The sequence below is a fragment of the Patulibacter ginsengiterrae genome (assembly GCF_056269115.1).
In genome coordinates this window covers 44135-63774 of sequence record NZ_JBWDOG010000020.1, presented here as the reverse complement: position 1 = coordinate 63774, position 19640 = coordinate 44135, and the positions used below count along the sequence as shown (strand labels likewise).

The 19640-nt window shown below is 72.9% G+C and carries 18 protein-coding genes and 1 tRNA gene; 3 read left to right on the top strand and 16 right to left on the bottom strand.

Annotated elements, in window-relative coordinates; genetic code table 11:
* Positions 1-19 precede the first annotated feature (19 nt).
* A complete protein-coding gene (locus ACVUH9_RS19715) occupies positions 20-304 on the top strand; it encodes a DUF4235 domain-containing protein (RefSeq protein WP_475760053.1) in 285 nt (94 codons plus the stop codon).
* 262 nt (positions 305-566) lie between these two features.
* On the opposite strand, the gene ACVUH9_RS19710 is transcribed toward ACVUH9_RS19715, so the two are convergent.
* The 14 genes from ACVUH9_RS19710 to ACVUH9_RS19645 form a co-directional block, all read right to left on the bottom strand.
* Positions 567-1631 carry a cellulase family glycosylhydrolase gene (locus ACVUH9_RS19710; protein ID WP_475760051.1) on the bottom strand — a complete coding sequence of 355 codons (1065 nt, stop codon included), beginning with the start codon at positions 1629-1631 and terminating at the stop codon, positions 567-569.
* A 68-nt stretch (positions 1632-1699) separates the two neighbouring features.
* The gene (locus tag ACVUH9_RS19705; protein WP_475760049.1) at positions 1700-2014 is read right to left on the bottom strand and encodes a hypothetical protein; all 315 of its coding nucleotides are present in this window, start codon (positions 2012-2014) and stop codon (positions 1700-1702) included.
* An 88-nt stretch (positions 2015-2102) separates the two neighbouring features.
* Positions 2103-3062: a ribose-phosphate diphosphokinase gene (locus ACVUH9_RS19700; protein WP_475760091.1), complete on the bottom strand. Its 960-nt coding sequence runs from the start codon at positions 3060-3062 to the stop codon at positions 2103-2105.
* 195 nt (positions 3063-3257) lie between these two features.
* Positions 3258-4664 carry a bifunctional UDP-N-acetylglucosamine diphosphorylase/glucosamine-1-phosphate N-acetyltransferase GlmU gene (glmU, locus tag ACVUH9_RS19695; RefSeq protein WP_475760047.1) on the bottom strand — a complete coding sequence of 469 codons (1407 nt, stop codon included), beginning with the start codon at positions 4662-4664 and terminating at the stop codon, positions 3258-3260.
* Between the two features lie 141 nt (positions 4665-4805).
* Positions 4806-4877: transfer RNA gene (locus ACVUH9_RS19690), tRNA-Gln, on the bottom strand.
* Positions 4878-5006: 129 nt separating this feature from the next.
* Positions 5007-5804 carry an MTAP family purine nucleoside phosphorylase gene (locus ACVUH9_RS19685; RefSeq protein ID WP_475760045.1) on the bottom strand — a complete coding sequence of 266 codons (798 nt, stop codon included), beginning with the start codon at positions 5802-5804 and terminating at the stop codon, positions 5007-5009.
* A 121-nt stretch (positions 5805-5925) separates the two neighbouring features.
* Entirely contained in the window at positions 5926-7167 is a 1242-nt protein-coding gene (locus ACVUH9_RS19680) for a PucR family transcriptional regulator (protein ID WP_475760043.1), read from the bottom strand.
* Positions 7168-7470: 303 nt separating this feature from the next.
* Positions 7471-7686, bottom strand: coding sequence for a hypothetical protein (locus ACVUH9_RS19675; RefSeq protein ID WP_475760041.1), 216 nt, complete (start codon positions 7684-7686; stop codon positions 7471-7473).
* Positions 7683-9278 (bottom strand): DedA family protein, encoded by a 1596-nt coding sequence (locus ACVUH9_RS19670; protein WP_475760039.1) that lies wholly within the window; start codon positions 9276-9278, stop codon positions 7683-7685. Before ACVUH9_RS19670 ends, ACVUH9_RS19675 begins: the two co-directional genes overlap by 4 nt.
* A complete protein-coding gene (locus tag ACVUH9_RS19665; protein WP_475760037.1) occupies positions 9275-10222 on the bottom strand; it encodes a 4-(cytidine 5'-diphospho)-2-C-methyl-D-erythritol kinase in 948 nt (315 codons plus the stop codon). Before ACVUH9_RS19665 ends, ACVUH9_RS19670 begins: the two co-directional genes overlap by 4 nt.
* Positions 10219-11133 (bottom strand): 16S rRNA (adenine(1518)-N(6)/adenine(1519)-N(6))-dimethyltransferase RsmA, encoded by a 915-nt coding sequence (gene rsmA / locus ACVUH9_RS19660; protein ID WP_475760035.1) that lies wholly within the window; start codon positions 11131-11133, stop codon positions 10219-10221. The genes ACVUH9_RS19665 and rsmA overlap by 4 nt, the downstream gene beginning before the upstream one ends.
* A complete protein-coding gene (locus ACVUH9_RS19655) occupies positions 11130-11885 on the bottom strand; it encodes a TatD family hydrolase (protein ID WP_475760033.1) in 756 nt (251 codons plus the stop codon). The genes rsmA and ACVUH9_RS19655 overlap by 4 nt, the downstream gene beginning before the upstream one ends.
* 34 nt (positions 11886-11919) lie before the next feature.
* Positions 11920-13440: a methionine--tRNA ligase gene (gene metG / locus ACVUH9_RS19650; protein ID WP_475760031.1), complete on the bottom strand. Its 1521-nt coding sequence runs from the start codon at positions 13438-13440 to the stop codon at positions 11920-11922.
* A 200-nt stretch (positions 13441-13640) separates the two neighbouring features.
* Complete coding sequence (locus ACVUH9_RS19645) at positions 13641-14369, bottom strand: hypothetical protein (RefSeq protein ID WP_475760029.1); 729 nt, start codon at positions 14367-14369, stop codon at positions 13641-13643.
* A gap of 217 nt (positions 14370-14586) precedes the next feature.
* Between ACVUH9_RS19645 and ACVUH9_RS19640 the strand changes: the two genes are divergently transcribed.
* Positions 14587-16254 (top strand): acetolactate synthase large subunit, encoded by a 1668-nt coding sequence (locus tag ACVUH9_RS19640; protein ID WP_475760027.1) that lies wholly within the window; start codon positions 14587-14589, stop codon positions 16252-16254.
* 135 nt (positions 16255-16389) lie between these two features.
* Here ACVUH9_RS19640 and ACVUH9_RS19635 read toward each other — a convergent pair whose 3' ends face one another.
* On the bottom strand, positions 16390-16974 hold the full coding sequence (locus ACVUH9_RS19635; protein ID WP_475760025.1) for a TetR/AcrR family transcriptional regulator: 585 nt from the start codon (positions 16972-16974) through the stop codon (positions 16390-16392).
* Positions 16975-17136: 162 nt separating this feature from the next.
* On the opposite strand from ACVUH9_RS19635, the gene ACVUH9_RS19630 reads away from it, so the two are divergent.
* A complete protein-coding gene (locus ACVUH9_RS19630) occupies positions 17137-18648 on the top strand; it encodes an MFS transporter (protein WP_475760023.1) in 1512 nt (503 codons plus the stop codon).
* Between the two features lie 127 nt (positions 18649-18775).
* On the opposite strand, the gene rsmI is transcribed toward ACVUH9_RS19630, so the two are convergent.
* Positions 18776-19618, bottom strand: a complete 843-nt coding sequence (gene rsmI, locus ACVUH9_RS19625) for a 16S rRNA (cytidine(1402)-2'-O)-methyltransferase (protein WP_475760021.1) — start codon at positions 19616-19618, stop codon at positions 18776-18778.
* Between the last annotated feature and the right edge of the window lie 22 nt (positions 19619-19640).

Sequence of the window (19640 nt, the reverse complement as noted above, 5' to 3'; positions counted from 1 at the left end):
CGCGCTAGTCTCCGCGGCAATGGCTCTGCTCTTCAAGCCCTTCGGACTGATCGCGGGGCTCATCGCCTCGCGCCTCGCCGGCACGATCTTCAATCGGATCTGGAACGCCGTAGACGGCTCGCCGCTGCCGGATCCCGACGTCCGCGAGGACGACGGCGGTCGGGCGATCGTGGCCGCGGCGCTCCAGGCCGGGATCTTCGCTGCGACCTCGGCCGCGGTCAGCCGCTACGGCATGCACGTCTTCGAGCACACCTTCGGCCGTTGGCCCGGCAAGCACCGCGGCCCCGACGGCGAGATCTCCTAGGCGGTTGGTCTGGGGCGGCCGTATGCCGTCGCATCTCGGCCCGCGTGGGCCTCGGCAGGACTGGCGTCCAGCTCTCGGACCCACGCGAACCGACCTGCTCGGCCTACGACCACCTCAGACGCAACCGCCGCGGTCACGTCTGAGGGCGCATCTCGGCCGGCGTGGGCCTCGGCAGGCCTAGCGGCCAGCTCCCGGGGTGGGCGGGCCGGTCTCACGACCTGCTCGGCCTACGACCACCGCAGACGCAACCGCGCTCCCCGCTCTACCTGAGCGCCTTGAACGTCTTCCAGGTCTTGCGCGAGTGGCCCTTCGAGGTCTGGAGCCCCGACTTCCAGTCGCTCCGCCCCTGCGGGTCCCGCAGCTGGTACCAGGTGAAGCTGGTGACCCCGTGGCGCTTGGCGCTGTTCCAGGCCAGCTTCAGCCAGGCCGCCGCGCGACGGTCGCTCGTCTGCATCTTGCCCGCCGTGCGGTAGGCGAACTCGGTGATCTGGATGTTGCGGGCCGCCTTCGACGAGACCCGGCCGGACCGCGCCAGGCGCTTGATCTGCTTGACGGTGCTGCCCAGGTTGCCGTGGACCCACTGGTCCTTGTTGCGGATCGAGCGGGTCGGGGGCCGCTCGAAGTCGTAGGTGTGGAGCGTGAACCCGTCCGCCAGCAGCTTCGTCCGGCACGACTTGGTGCCGCTCGCCGAGCGGTACGAGAGGTTCAGGCAGAGTGCCCGCCGGAAGAACGTGCCCGGGGCGACCGACTGGTTGCGGGCGTTCGGCGACGTCTCGCCGACGAGCACCTGCGCGTCACCGTCCTGCCGCTTGATCTCCTTGTAGACCCGGTTGGAGAGCGCCACCCAGGACCGCTCGTGCCGGAGCGGCCAGGCGGTCTTGTAGTTCGGCTCGTTGTAGGTCAGGTAGCCCGCCAGCGGCAGGTCGGAGAGCTTCTGGGCCAGATCGCCCATGAACGTGACGTAGGCGCTCTGCGTCGACGAGTGCATCCGGTAGCTGGCCGGCTTGCGACGTCCGAGCGTGGCGTAGGTCCCGATCAGCAGCTTGGCGCCGATGGTCTGGCCCTCGATGGCGGCACCCCGGATCCGCGAGATCGTCTCGGGATCGACGTGCTGCGAGCGGCCGTTCCAGCGCACGAGCACGCGCACCGACTTGACGTTCGCCGCCTTCGCGTCCCGCCAGAACGCGCTCCTGACGACCGGATCGGGGCTCAGGATCATGCTGTCGTCCTGCAGGCCCTTGGCCATCTTGGCGTCGGCGACAGCGGGGGTGGCGAGCACGGCGAGCGCCGCGAAGGCGCTGACCGCGAGTCGGGTGGTTCGGTGCACGGAGGGACCTCCTCGATGGGTCGGGCGATGGTGGAACGGACCGGCGGCGGCGCCGACGGCCCGGCGGGCTATCGCGGGGCCCTGATGACCAGACCGCGCGTCTGCAGCGCGGTCAGCGCGTCCTCGAACGCACCGTATTCCCGCCGCGTCAGCAGGTCGACCGGTCGGCCGGCCGGCCCTGCCGTCCGCATCCAGCGGTGCAGCGTGGGCAGGCCGACCTGCTCGGCCGGCTCGCTGGTGAGCGACAAGAGCAGCGGCAGCTGCGGCTTGTGCTCCAGCTCGCCCGTGAGCACCGACAGGGGATCGGCGTCGAGGACCCGAAGGACCTCGTCGTCGTCGAGCCCGAGGCGCTCAGCAAGCAGCTGCGCGGCGGTCGTGGACATCTATCGAGCGTAGCGACGTACGCACCAAAGCGCACCGGGAGGGGGTGTGGGGTGCCTCACAAAGGCCCCCGGCCCCGGTGCCCGTGCCCTAGAAGAGCTGGTTCTCGCCCTCGAAGACCTCGCTCACCGAGTCATCGGTGAAGATCCGGCGGATCGAGTCGGTCAGGAGGTTGGCGCAGGAGACGACGTGGACGTTCTCGGGCGCGCCCTCGCGGACCGGGATCGTGTCGGTGACGACGATCTGCTCGAACGGCGCGGCGGCCAGGGTCTCGTAGGCCTTGCCGGAGAAGACCGCGTGGGTGGCGGCGGCGTAGACGCGTGATGCGCCCGCGGCCTTGACGACCTCGCCCGCGGCCCGCAGGGTGCCGGCGGTGTCGATCATGTCGTCGACGATGATCGCGGTCTTGCCGGCGACGTCGCCGATCACGTGGCCGATCTCGGCGACCTGCTGCTGCGGCCGCTCCTTGTCGAGGATCGCCAGGTCGGCGCCCATCCGGTTGGCGAACTTCTTGTTCAGCTTCACGCGGCCGGCGTCCGGCGCCACGACGACCAGCTCGTCGTCGAGGTTCAGGTCCATGAAGTACTGCGTGAGCATCATCATCGCCGTCATGTGATCGACGGGGATCTGGAAGAAGCCCTGGACCTGGCCGGCGTGGAGGTCCATCGTCAGCACGCGGTCGGCGCCGGCGGACTCGAGCATCCGGGCGACCAGGCGGGCCGAGATCGGCTCACGCGGGGCGCTCTTCTTGTCCTGCCGCGAGTAGCCGTACCAGGGAGTGACCGCGATCACCCGGTGCGCGCTCGCGCCCTTGGCGGCGTCGATCATCACCAGCAGCTCCATCAGCGCGTCGTTCGCGCTGATGCCCGTCTCCGGGTTGCCGCAGGTCGGCTGGACGAGGAAGACGTCCGCCCCGCGGATCGACTCCTCGAACCGGCAGTAGACCTCGCCGTTGGAGAAGGTCTTGAGCGTGACGGGGCCCGGACCGACGCCGAGCTTGTCGCCGATCGCGTCAGCTAGCTCGGGGTTTGCGCGTCCGCTGAAGAGCATCAGCCGCTTGTCGTAGCCGAGCGGCAGGCTCGTCGCGGTGTCGATGGTCTGCGAGGTCAGGCTCACGGTGAGGCGTTCCAAGGAGAGGAGGAGGGGATACGACCGACCGACGAGGGTCGCCGCGAGGCCCCAGGGTATCCGTACGGTGACGTCCGGTGCGGACGGCCCGCACACCCGCCGGCCACTGACACCTCGTCAGCCCTCCTCGGCCACCCGCGCGGCGACGATGTCGGCATAGCCTTCGAGGTTGCGCTGACGGTTGCGCGCGATCCCGAGCGCCTCGGCCGGGACGTCCTTCGTGATCACGCTGCCGGCCCCGGTGTAGGCCCCGTCGCCGATCGTGACCGGCGCGACCAGGGTCGTGTCGACGCTGGTCTTGACGCCCGCCCCGATCGTGGTCCGGTGCTTCTTGCGGCCGTCGTAGTTGGCGGTGATCGTCGCCGCGCCGAGGTTCGTGCCGGGACCGACGTCGGCGTCACCGATGTAGGAGAGGTGCGGGACCTTGGAGCCCTCGCCGATGTCGCTGTTCTTGATCTCGACGAAGCTGCCGGCCTTGGCCGACCTCCGGAGGGTCGCGCCCGGCCGCAGGTAGGCGAACGGCCCGATCGAGACCCCGTCCTCGGCGACCGCCAGCAGCAGGTGGCTGTGGATCGCGCTGACCCCGTCGCCGAGCTCGCTGTCGATCACGGTCGTGTGCGGCCCGACCGTCGTCCCGGCACCGATCGTCGTCGCCCCGCGGAGCACGCAGCCGGGTTCGATCGTGCTGTCGGGGCCGATCGAGACGTCGTGGTCGATCACCGTCGAGGCGGGGTTGACGACCGTCACGCCGGCTCGCTGGTGCGCCTCGATGATCTGCCGCTGGGCGATCTCGCGGACCGCGTTCAGCTGGACCTGGTCGTTGACGCCGAGCACGAGGTGCGGGTCGTCGAGCCGATGCGCGCCGACGGCGTGACCGTCGGCCCGCAGGATCGCCAGCACGTCCGGCAGGTAGCGCTCGCCCTGGGCGTTGTCGGTCCCGACCCGCCGCAGCGCCTCCAGCAGCAGGGCACCCGAGAACGCGTAGACGCCGGTGTTGACCTCGTGGATCCGCAGCTCCGCCTCGCTGGCGTCGCCCGGCTCCTTCGTCTCGACGACCTTGACGACCGCGCCGGCGGCGTCGCGGACGACCCGGCCGTAGCCCCGGGGATCGGGCAGCTCCGTCGTGAGGATCGTGGCCGCGGCGCCCGAGCGGGCGTGGGCGTCGGAGAGGCCGCGGACCGCCTCGGCCGTGATCAGCGGCACGTCGCCGGCGAGCACGACCACGGGGCGGTCGGGGTCGATCAGGTCGGCTGCGGCCGCGACCGCGCCGGCGGTCCCGTCGCCGTGCCGGTCGACGTGCTGCTCGACCACGGCGACGGTGTCCGGGAGGTGTCCCTCGAGGACCCGGGCGGGCTGGTCGACGACGACGACCCGGTGGGCTCCGGCGTCGCGGGCCGCCCCCAGCACCCAGCCGATCAGCGACCGGCCGCAGAGGTCGTGCAGGACCTTCGGGGTCGACGAGCGCATCCGTGTGCCGCGGCCGGCGGCGAGGACGATGACGGTCGGGGCAGACTGATCGCTCACGGGTTGCAGGGTATGCGACGCGTGGCCCGCGACGGCGGACCGACCGGATCCGTGTCACCACCGACGCGGACGATGTCACGAGGGCCGGGCTGCCGGGACCGGGGAACGCCCGCCTGCAGGCGCTTTTCGCGCGGGCCGGAATTGGGGAGCAAGGATTCGAACCTTGACCTGACGGCTCCAAAGGCCGCCGTGCTGCCATTACACCACTCCCCAGCACTGGTCCCCCACAGGATGCCGCAACCGTGCGCGACGCGCTCGCCCGTACGTCCGTCGAAGGGCGACTCGCGACCCGCGGTACCGGGCGGGCGCCGGCGTGCGGCTCGCCCACCGTGGCGTACGCGCTCAGTCCCAGGCCAGCGAGGTCCCGACCGCGGCGGGCGGCGCCGTGGCCACCCGCGGGACGGCCTCGCGCAGGACCGCACCGAACCGCTCGGTGCTCCGCGCGATCAGCTCGATCAGCGTCGCGACCGGCGTGGCGACCTCGCTGACGCCGTTGGCGTAGTCGGTCTGGAAGCCGATCAGGGCGTAGGGGATGCCGGCCTCGCCGAACAGGACGGTCTCCGGCCCGGCGGTCTGGCTGACCGCCGTCACCCCGACCGCGCGCAGCGAGCGGATCTCCGCCCGGGTGTTGAAGCGCGGACCGTCGACGTGGCCGTAGCAGCCCCCGTCGGCGACCTCCAACCCGGCGGCCGCCGCACCGTCGAGCAGCGCCCGCCGCAGCTCGGGGCTGAACGGCTGCTCGAAGACCCAGTGCCCGCGACCGGGTGCTCCGGGTGCGTCGTGCAACGTGCAGATGCTGCCGTCGCCGAGCCGGTTGCCCAGGAAGTGCAGGTCGTCGAAGACGATCAGGCTGCCGAGCGTCGCCTCCGGATCGCAGGCGCCGCAGACCGTCACCCCGAGGACCGCGTCGACCTCGAGCTGCTGGAAGGCCGTCACGTTGGCCTGATGGCTGACCTGGTGCGAGACCAGCTCGTGGTCGTCGCGGTGCCGCGCGAGGTGGACGATCTCGATCCCGTCGACCGTTCCGACCGTCACGGGCACCCGCCCGTAGCGGGTCTCGACGTCCCGCCGACTCCCGGACTCGAGACCGGGCAGCCGGTAGGTGCCTGATCCGGTGACGATTCCGATCCGCAGCGACATGGCGGCCGATGCTACGTCAGCGCAGCGTCGACCCGCGGCCGGGCGCCGAGTGGGTCTGCCACCGGGGACGCGACGACCGACACGAGGGGGCCGGGAGCCGAGCCTGTGCTCGGGGCCGACCTCAGCGGGCCGTGCGGCGGTTGCCGCTGGCGGCCCGGCGGGGCCGCGGCTCACGCTCGCCGAGCGTCGGACCGTCGTGCTGGCCGAGGCCGAGCACCCGCATCGCCTTCAGTCCCAGGCTGAGGCGCTCGCGCCCGTCGCTGGAGGTCACGTCGAGCCCGCAGAGCTCGCGGACCCGCTCGAGCCGGTAGCGGACGGTGTGGCGGTGGGTGAACAGCCGCTGGGCGGCGGCGGCGACCGAGCCGTCGGCGTCGAGGTAGGCGGTCACGGTGCCGACGAGGTCGGTCTCGTACTGCCCGTCGTAGGCGGCCAGCGGCTCGATCGTCTCGGCGTAGAACCGCCGCAGCTCGTCGGGGTTCTCGCTCATCGCCGAGAGCAGCAGCCGGTAGGCCCCCGTCTCCTCGAACCCGAGCACCGCCGAGCCGGGATCGCCCTCGCTGACGTTGCAGGCGAGCAGCGCCTCCTGCATCGCCCGCGGCAGGTCGCCCGGAAGCTCGCTCGGGCGGCCATGGCCGACCGAGACGGCGTGTCCGGGAAGCACGCCGTCGAGCTCGGTGAAGGCCGCCTGGGCGGCCCGGGCGATCGCGTCCTCGCTCCCGGCCGGCACGAGCGCGGCCACCTCGCAGGCGGGGCCGCCACGAGCCAGCGCTCCGACCAGCGAGGACGGGCTGACGGCGCGAGCGCCACGCTCGACGGCGGCCAGGGCCCGTGCGCGCCACCCCTCGTCGCCGGCCACGTGCGGATGGACGCGGACGACCAGGGCCCCGGTCGGCTCCGCCAGGTCGAGGCCCAGCTCGGCACCGCGCTCGACGATCGCCGCCCCGTCGGTGAAGTCTCCGGCGAGCAGCTCGGCACAGAAGGTCGCCGACTCCTCCTGGCTGGCGCGAGCGGGAGCGCGGACCCGTTCGACCTCGAGCGCGAGCACCGTCAGGACCAGCGCCAGGATCCCGGGGTCGGGCTCACCGCGGTGCTGGAGGACGGCGCCACCGGCGGTCTCCCCCGCGACGGTCAGGGGCAGGTTCTCGAGGTCGCCGCGGGCGGCGAGCAGGCGGCGCTCCTCGTCGCGGGATCGGGCGGCGACGGCGAGCACCGCACCACCGCGATCGGTGACGACCAGACCGGCGTCGAGGGCGCGGGCCACGGAGCGAGCGAGTGCCGGGAGCCCGGCGCCCGACGCAACGGCCTCCGCGATCGCGGCGAGTGGCCCGGCGTCACTGGCGACCTGCGGGTCGGGCTGCTGCACAGGCGAATCGTACTGCCCGGTGATCGTCTTCCCTCGGCCCCCTCCCGGCGACCGGCGCGCGGCCCCTCCCCCGCGGGACGCCAGGAAGGCCTCCCGGGCGGCAGACTCCCGCCCCGAACGCCATCCCCGGAAACCACCACGACGCGCCGCCGCCTGGATCCACCGATGGTCGGTTGAGCGTCCGCGTGGAGGACCGAGCGTGGGTCGACCCGACGCCTGAGGACGGGTTGCTCCCCTTCGATCGTGTCGGATCGATCGACACGACGGCCATCCGCGGCGAGGCGACCCGAGGGTCGCTCGGGCTCAGCTGAGGAAGCGGTCGACGAACGCGAGGCCGCCGTAGACGCCGCCGATCGCGAACGCACCGACGACGACGGCGGCCAGCACGACCGCTGCCATCCGCTGCCACCAGGTCGCGTAGATCCGCACCACGGGCACGAAGACGAGCGCCACGACCGCGACCACCGCGATCAGCGCGCCGACACCGCCGACCAAGTACGTCACGAATCCGCCACTCATCCCTGGGGATTCTGGCGCAGGTGGGAGACGAAGAGCGCCACGAGGGCAACGAGCGCCGCGATCGCGGCCGCGAGACCGGCGCTCGCGAGCACGTCGGAGAGGTACGTCTCCCGCAGTACGAGCGGCGCGCAACAGATCAGGGCGGCGAGGATCACGGCCAGGCCGGTCAGGCCGATCCGCCCCGGGACCCGTCGCACCGAGGGCGTCAGCGCGACCGCGATCGCGACCCAGACCACCGCGGCGCCGGCGACCGTCGACGGCGGCGGCGAGCCGGTCAGGAGATCGAGCCCGCCACTCGGGTCCAGGCGGCTGGCGTCCGCGTGCGCCAACGCGTTGCCGAGCAGGACGAGCGCGGCCGCGATCACCAGCGTGATCCCGGTGCCGATGTGCCGGCGGCGGGCCAGGAACAGCGCCGCGACGATGCTCGCGAGCCCGACCACCAGCGGCGACCCGAGGATCAGCCCGACCTGCGCGGCGTCCTCGACCGGAGCGATCCGGATGTGGCCCGTCCAGCTGAACAGCCGGCGGTCGGTGTGCGTCGGCGAATGGTCGTCGATGACGCCGTCGAGCCCGACGTAGGCGAAGCCTCCGACCGCCACCACGGCGACCAGCGTCGTCACCTCGAGGCCGAGTCCGCCGGGGGTGAGCCGGCCCCACACGAAGTGCGCCGGACCGGAGAGCGGTCGCCAGACGGCGAGCACCAGGCGTCCGGCGCGGGTGGTCGCGGCCCGTTGGAGCCAGCCGCGCGCCCGCTCGCGATTCTCGGCCTCGCCGAGCCAGTGGGCGATCACGAAGGCGGCGACGACCAGCGCGATCAGCGTGCCGAACGCGAACGCGCCCTGCTTGGCCCAGGCCAGCACCTGATCGAGGCTCTGCCAGAAGACGTAGCCGAGGGTCACGAACAGCGCCGCCCAGAGGCCGCTGCCGACGATCGAATAGGGGATGAAGCGGCGGGCGGTGACGCCCCCGGAGCCGAGCAGGAACGGAGCGATCGCCCGGACGAAGCCGATGAAACGGCCGATGATCACGGCCTTGCCGCCGTGCTTGTCGAAGAAGCCCTCGACCTGGACCAGGCGGTCGGGGGTGATCTTGATCCGGGGGCCGTGCCGCTCGATGAACGACCGTCCCAGGTGGCGCCCGAGGTAGAAGCTGGCCAGGTCGCCGAGGAACGCCATCAGCCAGACGATCCCCAGCAGGGTCACGTAGTCCAGGGTGCCTTCCCCGGCGAGCACGCCGCCGAAGAGCACGAAGGTCTCGCCCGGGGCGACCAGGCCGACGAAGGCCCCGGTCTCGGCGAAGGCGAGCACCCCGACGATCAGGTAGGCCCATGCGCCGACCGCACTCCCGACCTTGCCGACCCACTCCTGCAGGGGCAGGTCCTCGATCGTGGGGATCTCGACGAACCCGAAGCCGAAGACGATCCCGGCCGCGATCGCGACGATGACCGCCGGCAGCCCCCACGAGGGAAGCGCGCCGCGCCGCCGCGCGAACCAGAACGCGATCGGCGCGAGGATCAGCAGCCCGATCCAGAGCGGATGGACCTGCGCCAGCGGCGGACTCACGACCGGCAGCAGGGCGGCGACCGCACTCACGTGGCGGACGGCCCGATCGGGACGACGGGAGCGCCCGCCGTCGGGGTCGCCACCAGGGCGTCGAGGCCGTCGGCACGCAGCCCTGCGGCCGCGGCCTCCGCCTGCTCGGCCCCGTCGAACCAGCCGACGGTCGTCGGTCCCGATCCACAGACCATCACCCGTGCGGCACCGGTGCCGAGGAGCCGCTCGAGGTGCTCGCCGACCACGGGCGCGAGGTCGACCGCGGCGGGCTGGAGGTCGTTGACGCAGAGCGACTCGGGCAGCGCCGGCCCGGCGGGACCGGTCAGAGCCTGCTCGATCCGCTCCCGCCAGCCGGACAGCGCCGCCCCGTCACGAGGGGACCCGAGCTCGTCGGCCCGGCGGTAGACCGCGGGGGTCGAGAGCCCGGCCTGGGCCCGGACGACGACGACGGCCCCGGGCAGCACGCCGGCGCAGCGGACGAGCTGCTCGCCCGCGCCCACGGCCACCGCCAGACCAGGCTCCAGCTGGTGCGGAACGTCGGCCCCGAGCCCGGCCGCCAGCCGCTGGAGCAGCACGCCGTCGCCGAGGCCGCTGGCGTGGGCCGCCAACCGCAGCACCGCCCCCGCGTCGGCCGAGCCGCCGGCCATCCCGGCGGCGACCGGGATCCGCTTGGTGATCTCGATGGTCGCGGGCGGTCCGTCCCAGCCGGTCGCCGCCCGGAAGTCGGTCAGCGCCCGGAGGGCGAGGTTGTCGCCGCTGACCCCGGGGCAGCGGACGTCGTCCGCTCCGGGCTCGACGCCCTCGGGCCGGAGCTCGTCCGCCGCACGGGGCCGCAGGACGACATCGTCGACCAGCGACAGCGACTGCATCACCGAGACCAGCTCGTGCCGGCCGTCGACCGCACGGGTCGGGCCGACGACGAGGGTCGCGTTGACCTTCGCCGGGGCGACGGTCCGGCAGCCCGCGAAGCCGGCCGCGCTCACCCCGCGGCCCGCCAGGCGTCGATCTCGGCGACCAGCCGGTCGTTGCCCTCGGCGACCGCGATCGCCCGGGCGAGGTCGCCGAAGGCCAGCGCGGAGACCCGCTCGGCGCGGACGTCGAGCGGCAGTCCGACCGCCTCCAAGCCGATCCGGGCGGCATCACGACGGTCCTTCGGCGCCCCCGGCGCAAGCGAGACCGAGCGCGCCAGCGCCTTGCGGCGGTGCAGGAACGCCCCGTTGACGAGGTCGCGGACCGGCTTCGGGGCCGGCGGCCGGACCCGCTTCAGGCCGAGCAGGACGCTGTCGACGTTCGGCACCGGCGAGAAGACCTTGCGCGAGATCGCGCGCAGGACGCGGACGTCGCACGAGAGCTGGGCCAGCGCCGACGGTGCGCCATAGGCCTTCGTGCCCGGCTGGGCGGCGAACCGCTCGCCGACCTCGCGCTGGATCATCGCCACCCAGCGGTCGACCGTCGGCAGGCCGGCGACCGTCCGCAGGATCACCGTCGCCCCGACCGCGTACGGCAGGTTCGAGACCACCACCGTCGGCGCGGGATCGAGCGTGGAGAGATCGAGCTTGACCGCGTCGGCGAAGTGCAGCTGGGCGTGCGGGTAGGGCTCGAGTGCCTCCCGCAGCGGCTGCTCGAGGTTGCGATCGAGCTCGACGACGTGGACGGCCGCGACCCGAGCGGCGAGGTCTTCGCTGAGGACCCCGAGCCCGCCGCCGACCTCGAGCGCGACGTCGTCGTCGCGCAGCTCGGCGAGCCGGGCGATCACGCCGAGGATGTTGTCGTCGACCAGGAAGTTCTGTCCGAGGTCGTGGCGCGGGCGGATCCCGTGCTCCCGCATCCGCCGGATGCTCGGCTGGCTGCGCGGCTCGGACGGGGCGGCCTCCGGCCGCTCCTCGGCGCTCACGCGCCCCACCCGAAGACCCGCGCGGCGTTGGCCGTGACCGCGGCGTCGAGCTGCTCGTAGGACTGGCCACGCTGCTCGGCGACGAAGCGCGCGGTCTCGGTCACGTTCGCCGGCTGGTTGCGCTCCCGGCGCCGGGACTGGGGCGTCAGGTACGGGGCGTCCGTCTCGACCAGGATCCGGTCGTCCGGGACGGCCGCGGCCGCGAGGGCCAGGTCGGCGTTCTTGGGGTAGGTGACGTTGCCGGCGAACGACACGTACCAGCCCTCGGCCAGGCACTCGTGCAGGCGGTCCGGCATCGAGAAGCAGTGCAGGACCACGGTCACGTCGGCGGCGTGGTCGCGGAGGGTCGCGATCGACTCGTCGTCGGCGGCACGGGTGTGGATGATCAACGGCTTGCCGGTCTCGCGGGCGATCTCGATCTGGTCGCGGAACGCGGCCCGCTGATCGTCCGGCGGCGTGTGGTCGCGGAAGAAGTCGAGGCCGGTCTCGCCGATCGCCGCGCAGCGCGGGTGGGCAGCCAGCGTCCGGAGGTCCGCGGCGACCGTCTCGTCGTAGCCGTTGGCGGCGTTGGGATGGCGCCCGATCGCGGCCCAGACCTCGTCGAACCGGTCGGCCGCGGCCAACGCCGTGCGGCAGCTCTCGGCGTCCATGCCGACGGTCAGGATCCGTCGCACGCCGGCCGCACGCGCGTTCCCGACCAGCTCGTCGTTGCTCGGCTCGCAGGAGTCGAGGTGGGTATGGCTGTCGATCATCGGATTCCGCCGCGGCGGTCCTCGGCGACCGGACTCACGCAGCCGCCGCCCGGTCCTTCGGGAACAGCGGCGGCAGCTCGGCGATCATGCCGATCGTTCCCGCGCCGAGGCGAGCCCCGTCCCACGCGAGGTCCGGGGCGCCAAGCGCCTCCAGCAGCGTCGCGGTGCTCTCCGGCAGCCACGGGTGGAGCAGCACGCCCAGCACCCGGACACCCTCGATCAGGGTCCGCAGGACGCGGTCGAGATCCGCGGGGTCGGCGTCCTCGGCGGTCTCGAGCTTGGCGAGCTTCCACGGCGCCTGCTCCTCGACGTAGCGGTTGAGCCGCCGCACCCGCTCCCAGATCGTCTCGAGCGCCTGGCTGATCTGCCCGTCGTCGAGCTGCGTCGCGATCTCGGCCTCGAGCCCGGCGAACGAGGCCGCGATCTCCGCGTCGACCTCACAGGCCGGGGTCACGCCGTCGCGGTAGCGACGGACCATCGCGATGCTCCGGGAGGCGAGGTTGCCGAGGTCGTTGGCCAGCTCGGTCTCGTAGCGCAGCTTGAGCCCGTCGAGCGAGACCGACCCGTCCTGCCCGAACGAGACCTCGCGCAGCAGGTAGAAGCGGACCGCGTCGGCGCCGTACTGCTCGATCGCGTCGAACGGGTCGAGCACGTTGCCCTTCGACTTGCTCATCTTGGCGCCGTCGACGAGCAGGAAGCCGCCGACGAGGAGCTTCCGCGGGACCTCGAGTCCGGCGGCCATCAGCAGCGCCGGCCAGTAGATGCTGTGGAACTTGAGGATGTCCTTGCCGATCACGTGGACCGGCGGCCAGTGACTCTCGGACAGGTCCTCGCCCGGGCGGCCGAAGCGCAGGGCCGTCACGTAGTTGAGGAGCGCGTCCCACCAGACGTAGAAGACGTGCTCCGGATCCCACGGGACGGGCACGCCCCAGGTGATCCCGTTGCGGCTCAGCGACACGTCCTGGAGGCCGTTCTTGATGAACGCGACCGCCTCGTTCCGGCGCACCGCCGGCACGACCCAGTCGGGCCGCTCCACGAACAGCTGCTCGAGCGGCTCCTGGAACGCGGAGAGCCGGAAGAACCAGTTGGTCTCCTTCTCGCGGATCAGGGCGATCCCGTGGATCGGGCAGGTGTTGCCCTCGGCGATCTCCGACTCGGTCTTGAAGTCCGCGCACTTCGGGCAGTACCAGCCCTCGTACTCGCCCTCGTAGACGTAGCCGTTGTCCTTGACCCGGGTCAGGATCTCCTGGACGGCGGCCTTGTGGCGCTCGTCCGAGGTCCGGATGAAGAAGTCGTTGGACGACTCCAGCACGGGCCCCATCGCCTCGAACCGCGGAGCGTTGCGGTCGACCAGCTCCTGCGGCGTGATCTCCTGCTCGGCGGCCACGTTGGCGACCGGCTCGCCGTGCTCGTCGGTGCCGGTCAGGAAGAAGACGTCCTCCCCCCGCTGGCGGTGATGACGTGCCAGCACGTCGGCCACGATCGTCGAGTAGGCGTGGCCGAGGTGCGGGGCCGCGTTGACGTAGAAGATCGGGGTCGTGACGGAATAGCCCATGCCGGACTGGAGGGTACCGGCGAGCCGCCACGGGCCTGTTGCTGCCGCCCACTCCGGCAGCCAGGCCGGCTGCGGGTCGTCGTCCCATCGCGGGCAGATGACGAGGGCCCGACCGCTCTTCGGGCGGCGGAGCGCCGGACGCGAGCGCGCTCCGGGCTCGACCGGAGCGGTGGCGTCCGGGGTCCGACGGCCGGCGTTCCTCACCGGTCCCCCAGCCGCGGCCGCGCGGCGCCCACGGCACCGATCCCGCCAGCGACGCCACGGCCGAACCCGGGCCTCGCGGTGCGGTCCCGACCACCGCGCCGGGCGGCCGGCAGCCCGAGCGCGGCGAGCACCAGGCCGAGCCAGACCAGCGACGGCGTCGGCGGAGCTTCCTCGACCGGCCGGCGGACCGGCGTCGGCAACGGTGCGCCGACCGGCTCGACGACCGGCACGGCCGGCGGAGCGGGCGCCGGCCGCCGTCGAGGACCGACCACCCGAACCGGGTCGCGGACGAGCGGACGCGGGCGGGGAGCCGGGCCGACGGGCACGAACCGCCGCGCGGGCGGTGCCGCCCGCAGCAGCGGCTCGGGGTCGACGTACCCGATCCGGTCGCCCGCCCGCCGCACGCTCAACGTGATGCCCCCACCCGCCGCGGTCCCGAGCGGCCGCCCCGGTGCGACCGCGTTCCCCGCCCGTACCCCGACCCGGTCGAGGCCGCCGACGCTCACCGACCAGCGACCGCAACGCACCGCCACGGCCCCGCCACCGGGAACCCGCCCGGCGAAGCTGACCGGTCCCCCACACGCGGCGACGACCCGCGAGCCGGGAGCGGCCGCGAACCCGAGCGTGCGCCGCTGACCCGCGCGGAACGGATGCCCGCGACCGTAGGAGAAGTGCGCGGCGACCGGGCCGGACGAGGGGACGAGGAGCAGCGGGAGATCGACCACCAGGCGACCGTAGGACGCGCCGTCGGGTCCGTGGCCGAACGCACTGGATCGGCACCAGATCGGCACGCCCTCGACGCGGATGACGGCGGTTCGTCACCGGTCCACGGCCGACGGCGAACCACGAGCGAGAAGCTCCGACGACGAGCCCCGCGTCACCCGCCAAGCCCATCCTGCACCGGGGCTAGACTCGCCAGATCGTCCCGACCGGAGTGTCCCCATGAGCGTGACCGCCGCCCAGCTTCTCGTCCGCTGCCTCGAGCAGGAGGGGGTCGCGTACGTCTTCGGGATCCCGGGCGAGGAGAACATCCACTTCGTCGATGCGCTCCGGGACTCCCCGATCCGGTACGTGCTCGTCCGCCACGAGCAGGCGGCGTCGTTCATGGCCGAGATCTACGGTCGGCTGACGCAGCGGGCCGCCGTCTGCTCCGCCACGCTCGGGCCGGGCGCGATCAACCTCCAGCTCGGGGTGGCCGACGCGACGACCAACAGCACCCCGCTGATCGCGCTCTCGGCCCAGGTCGGCCGCGACCGCTCCTACAAGGAGTCCCACCAGAGCGTCGACCTCGTCTCGATGTTCGCCCCGATCACCAAGTGGTCGGCGCTCGTCCCGACCCCGGAGTCGCTGCCGGAGATCGTCCGCAAGGCGTTCAAGACGGCCCAGACCGAGCGCCCCGGAGCGGTCTACCTGGCGATCCCCGAGGACATCGAGAGCGCCCAGGTTCCCGACGACCTGACGCCGCTGCGGATCGACCGCGTCCGCCCGAACGAGCCCAACGACGCCCAGATCGCCCGGGCACTGGAGGTGCTCCACGCCGCCCGCAAGCCGATCATCGTCGCCGGCCACGGCGCAGCGCGCGAGGGCGCGACCGGGGCGCTCGTGGCCTTCGCCGAGCAGAGCGGCATCCCCGTCGCGACGACCTTCCACGGCAAGGGCGTCTTCCCCGACGACCATCCGCTGGCGCTCGGCGCGGTCGGCTTCATGCGCCACGACTACGTCAACTTCGGCTTCGACAGCGCCGACACGATCCTCGCGGTCGGCTACGAGCTGCAGGAGTTCGACCCGAAGAAGATCAACCCCGACGGCGACGCGACGATCGTCCACATCCACCGGTTCCCGGCCGAGGTCGACCGCCACTACCCGGTCACCGTCGGCCTCCACGGCTCGATCGCCCGCTCGCTGACGCTGCTGACGGAGAGCCTCGAGGACAGCCCGATGGCCGGCCACGACGAGGCCCCGATCGAAGCCCGCTGCCACGCCTCGGAGCTGCTCGCCGAGGAGCTGCGCCGCGGCGAGGGCGACGACCGCGTGCCGCTCTCTCCCCAGCGCATCGTCGCCGACACGCGCGCCGCGCTCGGCCGCGACGACATCGTCCTGGCCGACACGGGTGCGGTCAAGATGTGGATGGCCCGGCTCTACCCGACCTACGCCGCCAACACCTGCCTGCTCTCCAACGGGCTCTCGACGATGGGCTTCGCGCTGCCGGGCGCACTCGGGGCCAAGCTCGCACGGCCGCAGGCGAAGGTCCTCGCCGCAACCGGTGACGGGGCCTTCCTGATGCACGCCCAGGAGCTGGAGACCGCCGTCCGTGAGCAGATCCCGCTCTGCGTGCTGGTCTGGGAGGACGACGGCTACGGCCTGATCGAGTGGAAGATGAAGCTGGAGCTGGGCCGAGCGACGTCGGTCAAGTTCGGCAACCCCGACGTGGTCGCGTTCACCGAGAGCTTCGGCGGGCACGGGGTCCGGATCACCGCCGCCGACCAGCTCCTGCCCGCGCTCCGCGAAGGACTCGCCAGCGACGGGGTGACCGTGATCGCCTGTCCGGTCGACTACCGCGAGAACCTGCGCCTGACCGAGCGGCTGGGCGAGCTGACCGACGCGCTCTGAGCGACCGGATCGCGGCACCGGTCCGCCGACGGATGATGAACGAGCGGCGCGAGCCCGGCGAGCGCCGGCCGCGCGGACCAGGCGAAGACGGGCCAGACGGAGACCCGGCCAGACGGGCCGGACCGCGCCGGCGGGTCAGGCGGAGACGGGCCGGAGCCCGTCGAGGACGAGCCCGAGCATCTCCTCGACCCGCGGCTCGTCGCGCGCCTGCTCCGCCATCCAGGCGATCCCGTAGGCCAGCCGCAGCACGTCCATCGGCTCGACGTCCCGGCGCACGAGACCGCACTCCTGGGCCCGGGCCAGGAGGTCGCGCCAGCCGTCGTGGGACGCCTTGCAGGCCGCTCCGAGCGGCGACTGCTCGTCGTGCATCGTCTCCTTGACCGACCCGGCGATGCCCTTGAAGGTCGCCGCGTGGACGAGCAGGTCGCGGAGCCACTCCCGCAGCGCGTCGAACGGATCGGACGCGGACCGCAGCTCGCTGGCGTGCAGCGCCAGCCGCTCGAACCGCTGGCGCAGGATCGCCTCGACGAGCGCCTCGCGGGTCGGGAAGTGGCGGTAGAGCGTCCCGATCCCGACCCCGGCGCGCCGGGCGACCGCCTCGAGCGAGCCGTCGACCCCGTGCTCGGCGAACGTCTCGACGGCGGCCTCCAGCAGCCGGTCGCGGTTGCGCTGCGCGTCGGCGCGGAGCGGGCGTTCGTCGGCGGAGCTGGTGGCGGTCATGGGCGTCAGGACGTACGGCGTCGAACGTTGGGTTGCAAAACGGAGGATCCCTCCGTAAGCTTCTGCGCCGAGTAAGCGGAGGCACCCTCCACTTATAGCTGTTCGTCGGTCGCGGCTGGTCCCGCGGCCACCCCATTCTCCACCACGGAGCCCGAATCTGTCATGTCGACCCGTTCCGTACCGACATCCGGCGGCGCCCAGTCCGCCGCCCCCAGCCCTCCGCGTCACCTCGGGGTCGCCCTCGCGGTGATCGTCATCTGCCAGCTGATGGTCGTTCTCGACGCCAGCGTGGTCAACATCGCGCTGCCCAACATCCAGCGTGACCTCGGCTTCTCCGCCACCGACCTGTCGTGGGTCGTCAACGCCTACACGCTCGCCTTCGGCGGGCTGCTCCTGCTCGGCGGCCGCGCCGGCGACATCATCGGCCGCCGTCGGGTCCTGATCGTCGGCCTCAGCGTCTTCACGCTCGCGTCGCTCGTCGGGGGCCTGGCCACGACCAGCTGGTGGCTGCTGGCCGCCCGGGCGGTCCAGGGCGCCGGAGCCGCCTTCGCCGCCCCGAGCGCGCTCTCGCTGCTGACCACCACCTTCGCGGAGGGCCCCGCCCGCAACCGCGCCCTCGGCGTGTTCGCCTCGGTCTCGGCCGTCGGCGCCTCGATCGGCCTGATCCTCGGCGGCATCCTCACCGACACCGTCTCCTGGCGCTGGGTCATGTTCATCAACGTGCCGTTCGGGATCGCGCTGGTCCTGCTCGCCCCGCGCTTCATCGCCGAGTCCGAGCGCCACCGCGGCCGCTTCGACCTCGGCGGGGCGATCACCGGCACGCTCGGGATCGGGATCCTGGTCTACGGGTTCATCCGCGTGGCGTCGACCAGCTGGGGCGACAGCACCGCGGTCGTCAGCTTCACCGCCGCGGTCGCGCTGATCGCGCTGTTCATCCTCCAGGAGACCCGCGCCTCGCAGCCGATCCTGCCGCTGCGACTGCTGGCCTCGCGCAATCGAGCCGGGGCGATCCTGACCATGCTGCTGCTGGCCGGCGCGATGTTCTCGATGTTCTTCTTCCTCAGCCAGTACCTGCAGGACGTGCTCGGCCTGACCCCGCTCGTCGCCGGGATCGCGTTCCTGCCGCTGACCCTGGGGATCTTCACGCTCTCGCGGATCATGCCGCGGGTGCTGCCGCGGACGGGGCCGCGGACCCCGCTGATCATCGGGCTCCTGTTCGTGACCTCCGGGCTGCTCTGGCTGACCCAGCTGACCCCGGACTCCAGCTACCTCGGCGGCCTGCTCGGCCCGATGACGCTGTTCGGGATCGGCGGCGGGATGTGCTTCATGCCGCTGACCGTGATGATCCTCAGCTCGGTCGCGCCCCAGGACTCGGGCGCGGCCTCCGGCGTCCTCCAGACGATGCAGCAGACCGGCGGAGCGCTCGGCGTGGCGATCCTGGTCAACGTCTTCGCCAGCGGACGCCGCGCCGCGAGCACCGATCCGGTCGCCGGAGGCTCCGCCCACGACCAGGCGCTGCACGCCCTGACCGAGGGGATGACCAACGCGTTCGGCGTCGCGGCACTGTTCGCAGTCGTCGGCCTCGTGATCGCCGTCTTCGTCCTTCGGGTGCCGCGGCGCCCGGCGGGCGAGGCGCTCGCGGCCGAGTCCGGCCCCGAGCCGGCGCACGCCTGAGCCTGGGCCGGACGATCGCGCCCCGGGGCCAAGCGACCGGGCGCAGCGGTCTGTGCTCGCCCACGGTCGCCGGGCGAGCCGGTGCCATCGCCCGACCGCCGTCACCGCGATCGGGACGGGCCGGCGGTCACTCCTGCTCGGTGTGGAGCGCCCGGTAGACGTCGTTGGCCCCGACCCCGGTCAGCTCGGCGACGACCCGTGACGCCGTCCGGGCGCGGGCACCGTCGTCGACCAGGCGCCGGGCCGCGTCGACCGCCCGTCGGAGGCCGACGTCGGCGACGACCTGCTCGACCACCCCGGCCACGACCAGGGTCACCTCCCCGCGGACCTGGCTCGCCGCGAACTGCTCGGCGACCTCGGCCACCGGGCCTCGCACGACCTCCTCGTGGAGCTTGGTCAACTCGCGACAGACGGCCACGATCCGGTCCGGGTCCTCGGCCGCGATCGCGCGCAGCGCGGCCACCAGCCGCTTCGGCGATTCGAAGGCCACGGTCACGTCGGGGTCGCGCAGCAGCGCGACCAGATCGTCGGCGCGACGCGGCAGGAAGCCGACGAACCGCCAGCGGTCGGCCGGGATCCCCGCGGTCGCGATCGCGGTCACCGGCGCGCTCGGGCCGGGCAGCGCCTCGACCGGGAGACCGGCGTCGCGGGCGGCGGCGACGAGTCGTCCCCCGGGATCGCTGACCACCGGCATCCCAGCGTCGGAGACGAGCGCGATCCGCTCGCCGGCGCGGATCCGGTCGAGCAGCTCCGCCGACCGGGCCAGCTCGTTGTGCTCGTGGAGGCTGACCGTATGGGTGCGGATGCCGTGGCGGTCGAGCAGGCCCCGGGTGTGGCGGGTGTCCTCGCAGGCGACGACGTCCGCGCTGCGCAGCGCGTCGAGCACCCGGGCGGTGATGTCGTCCATGTTCCCGATCGGGGTCGCACAGACCACCAGCCGCCCGGGAACCTCGGTCGCCGTCTCGCTCATGCCGTGTACCGTCGCAGCCCGA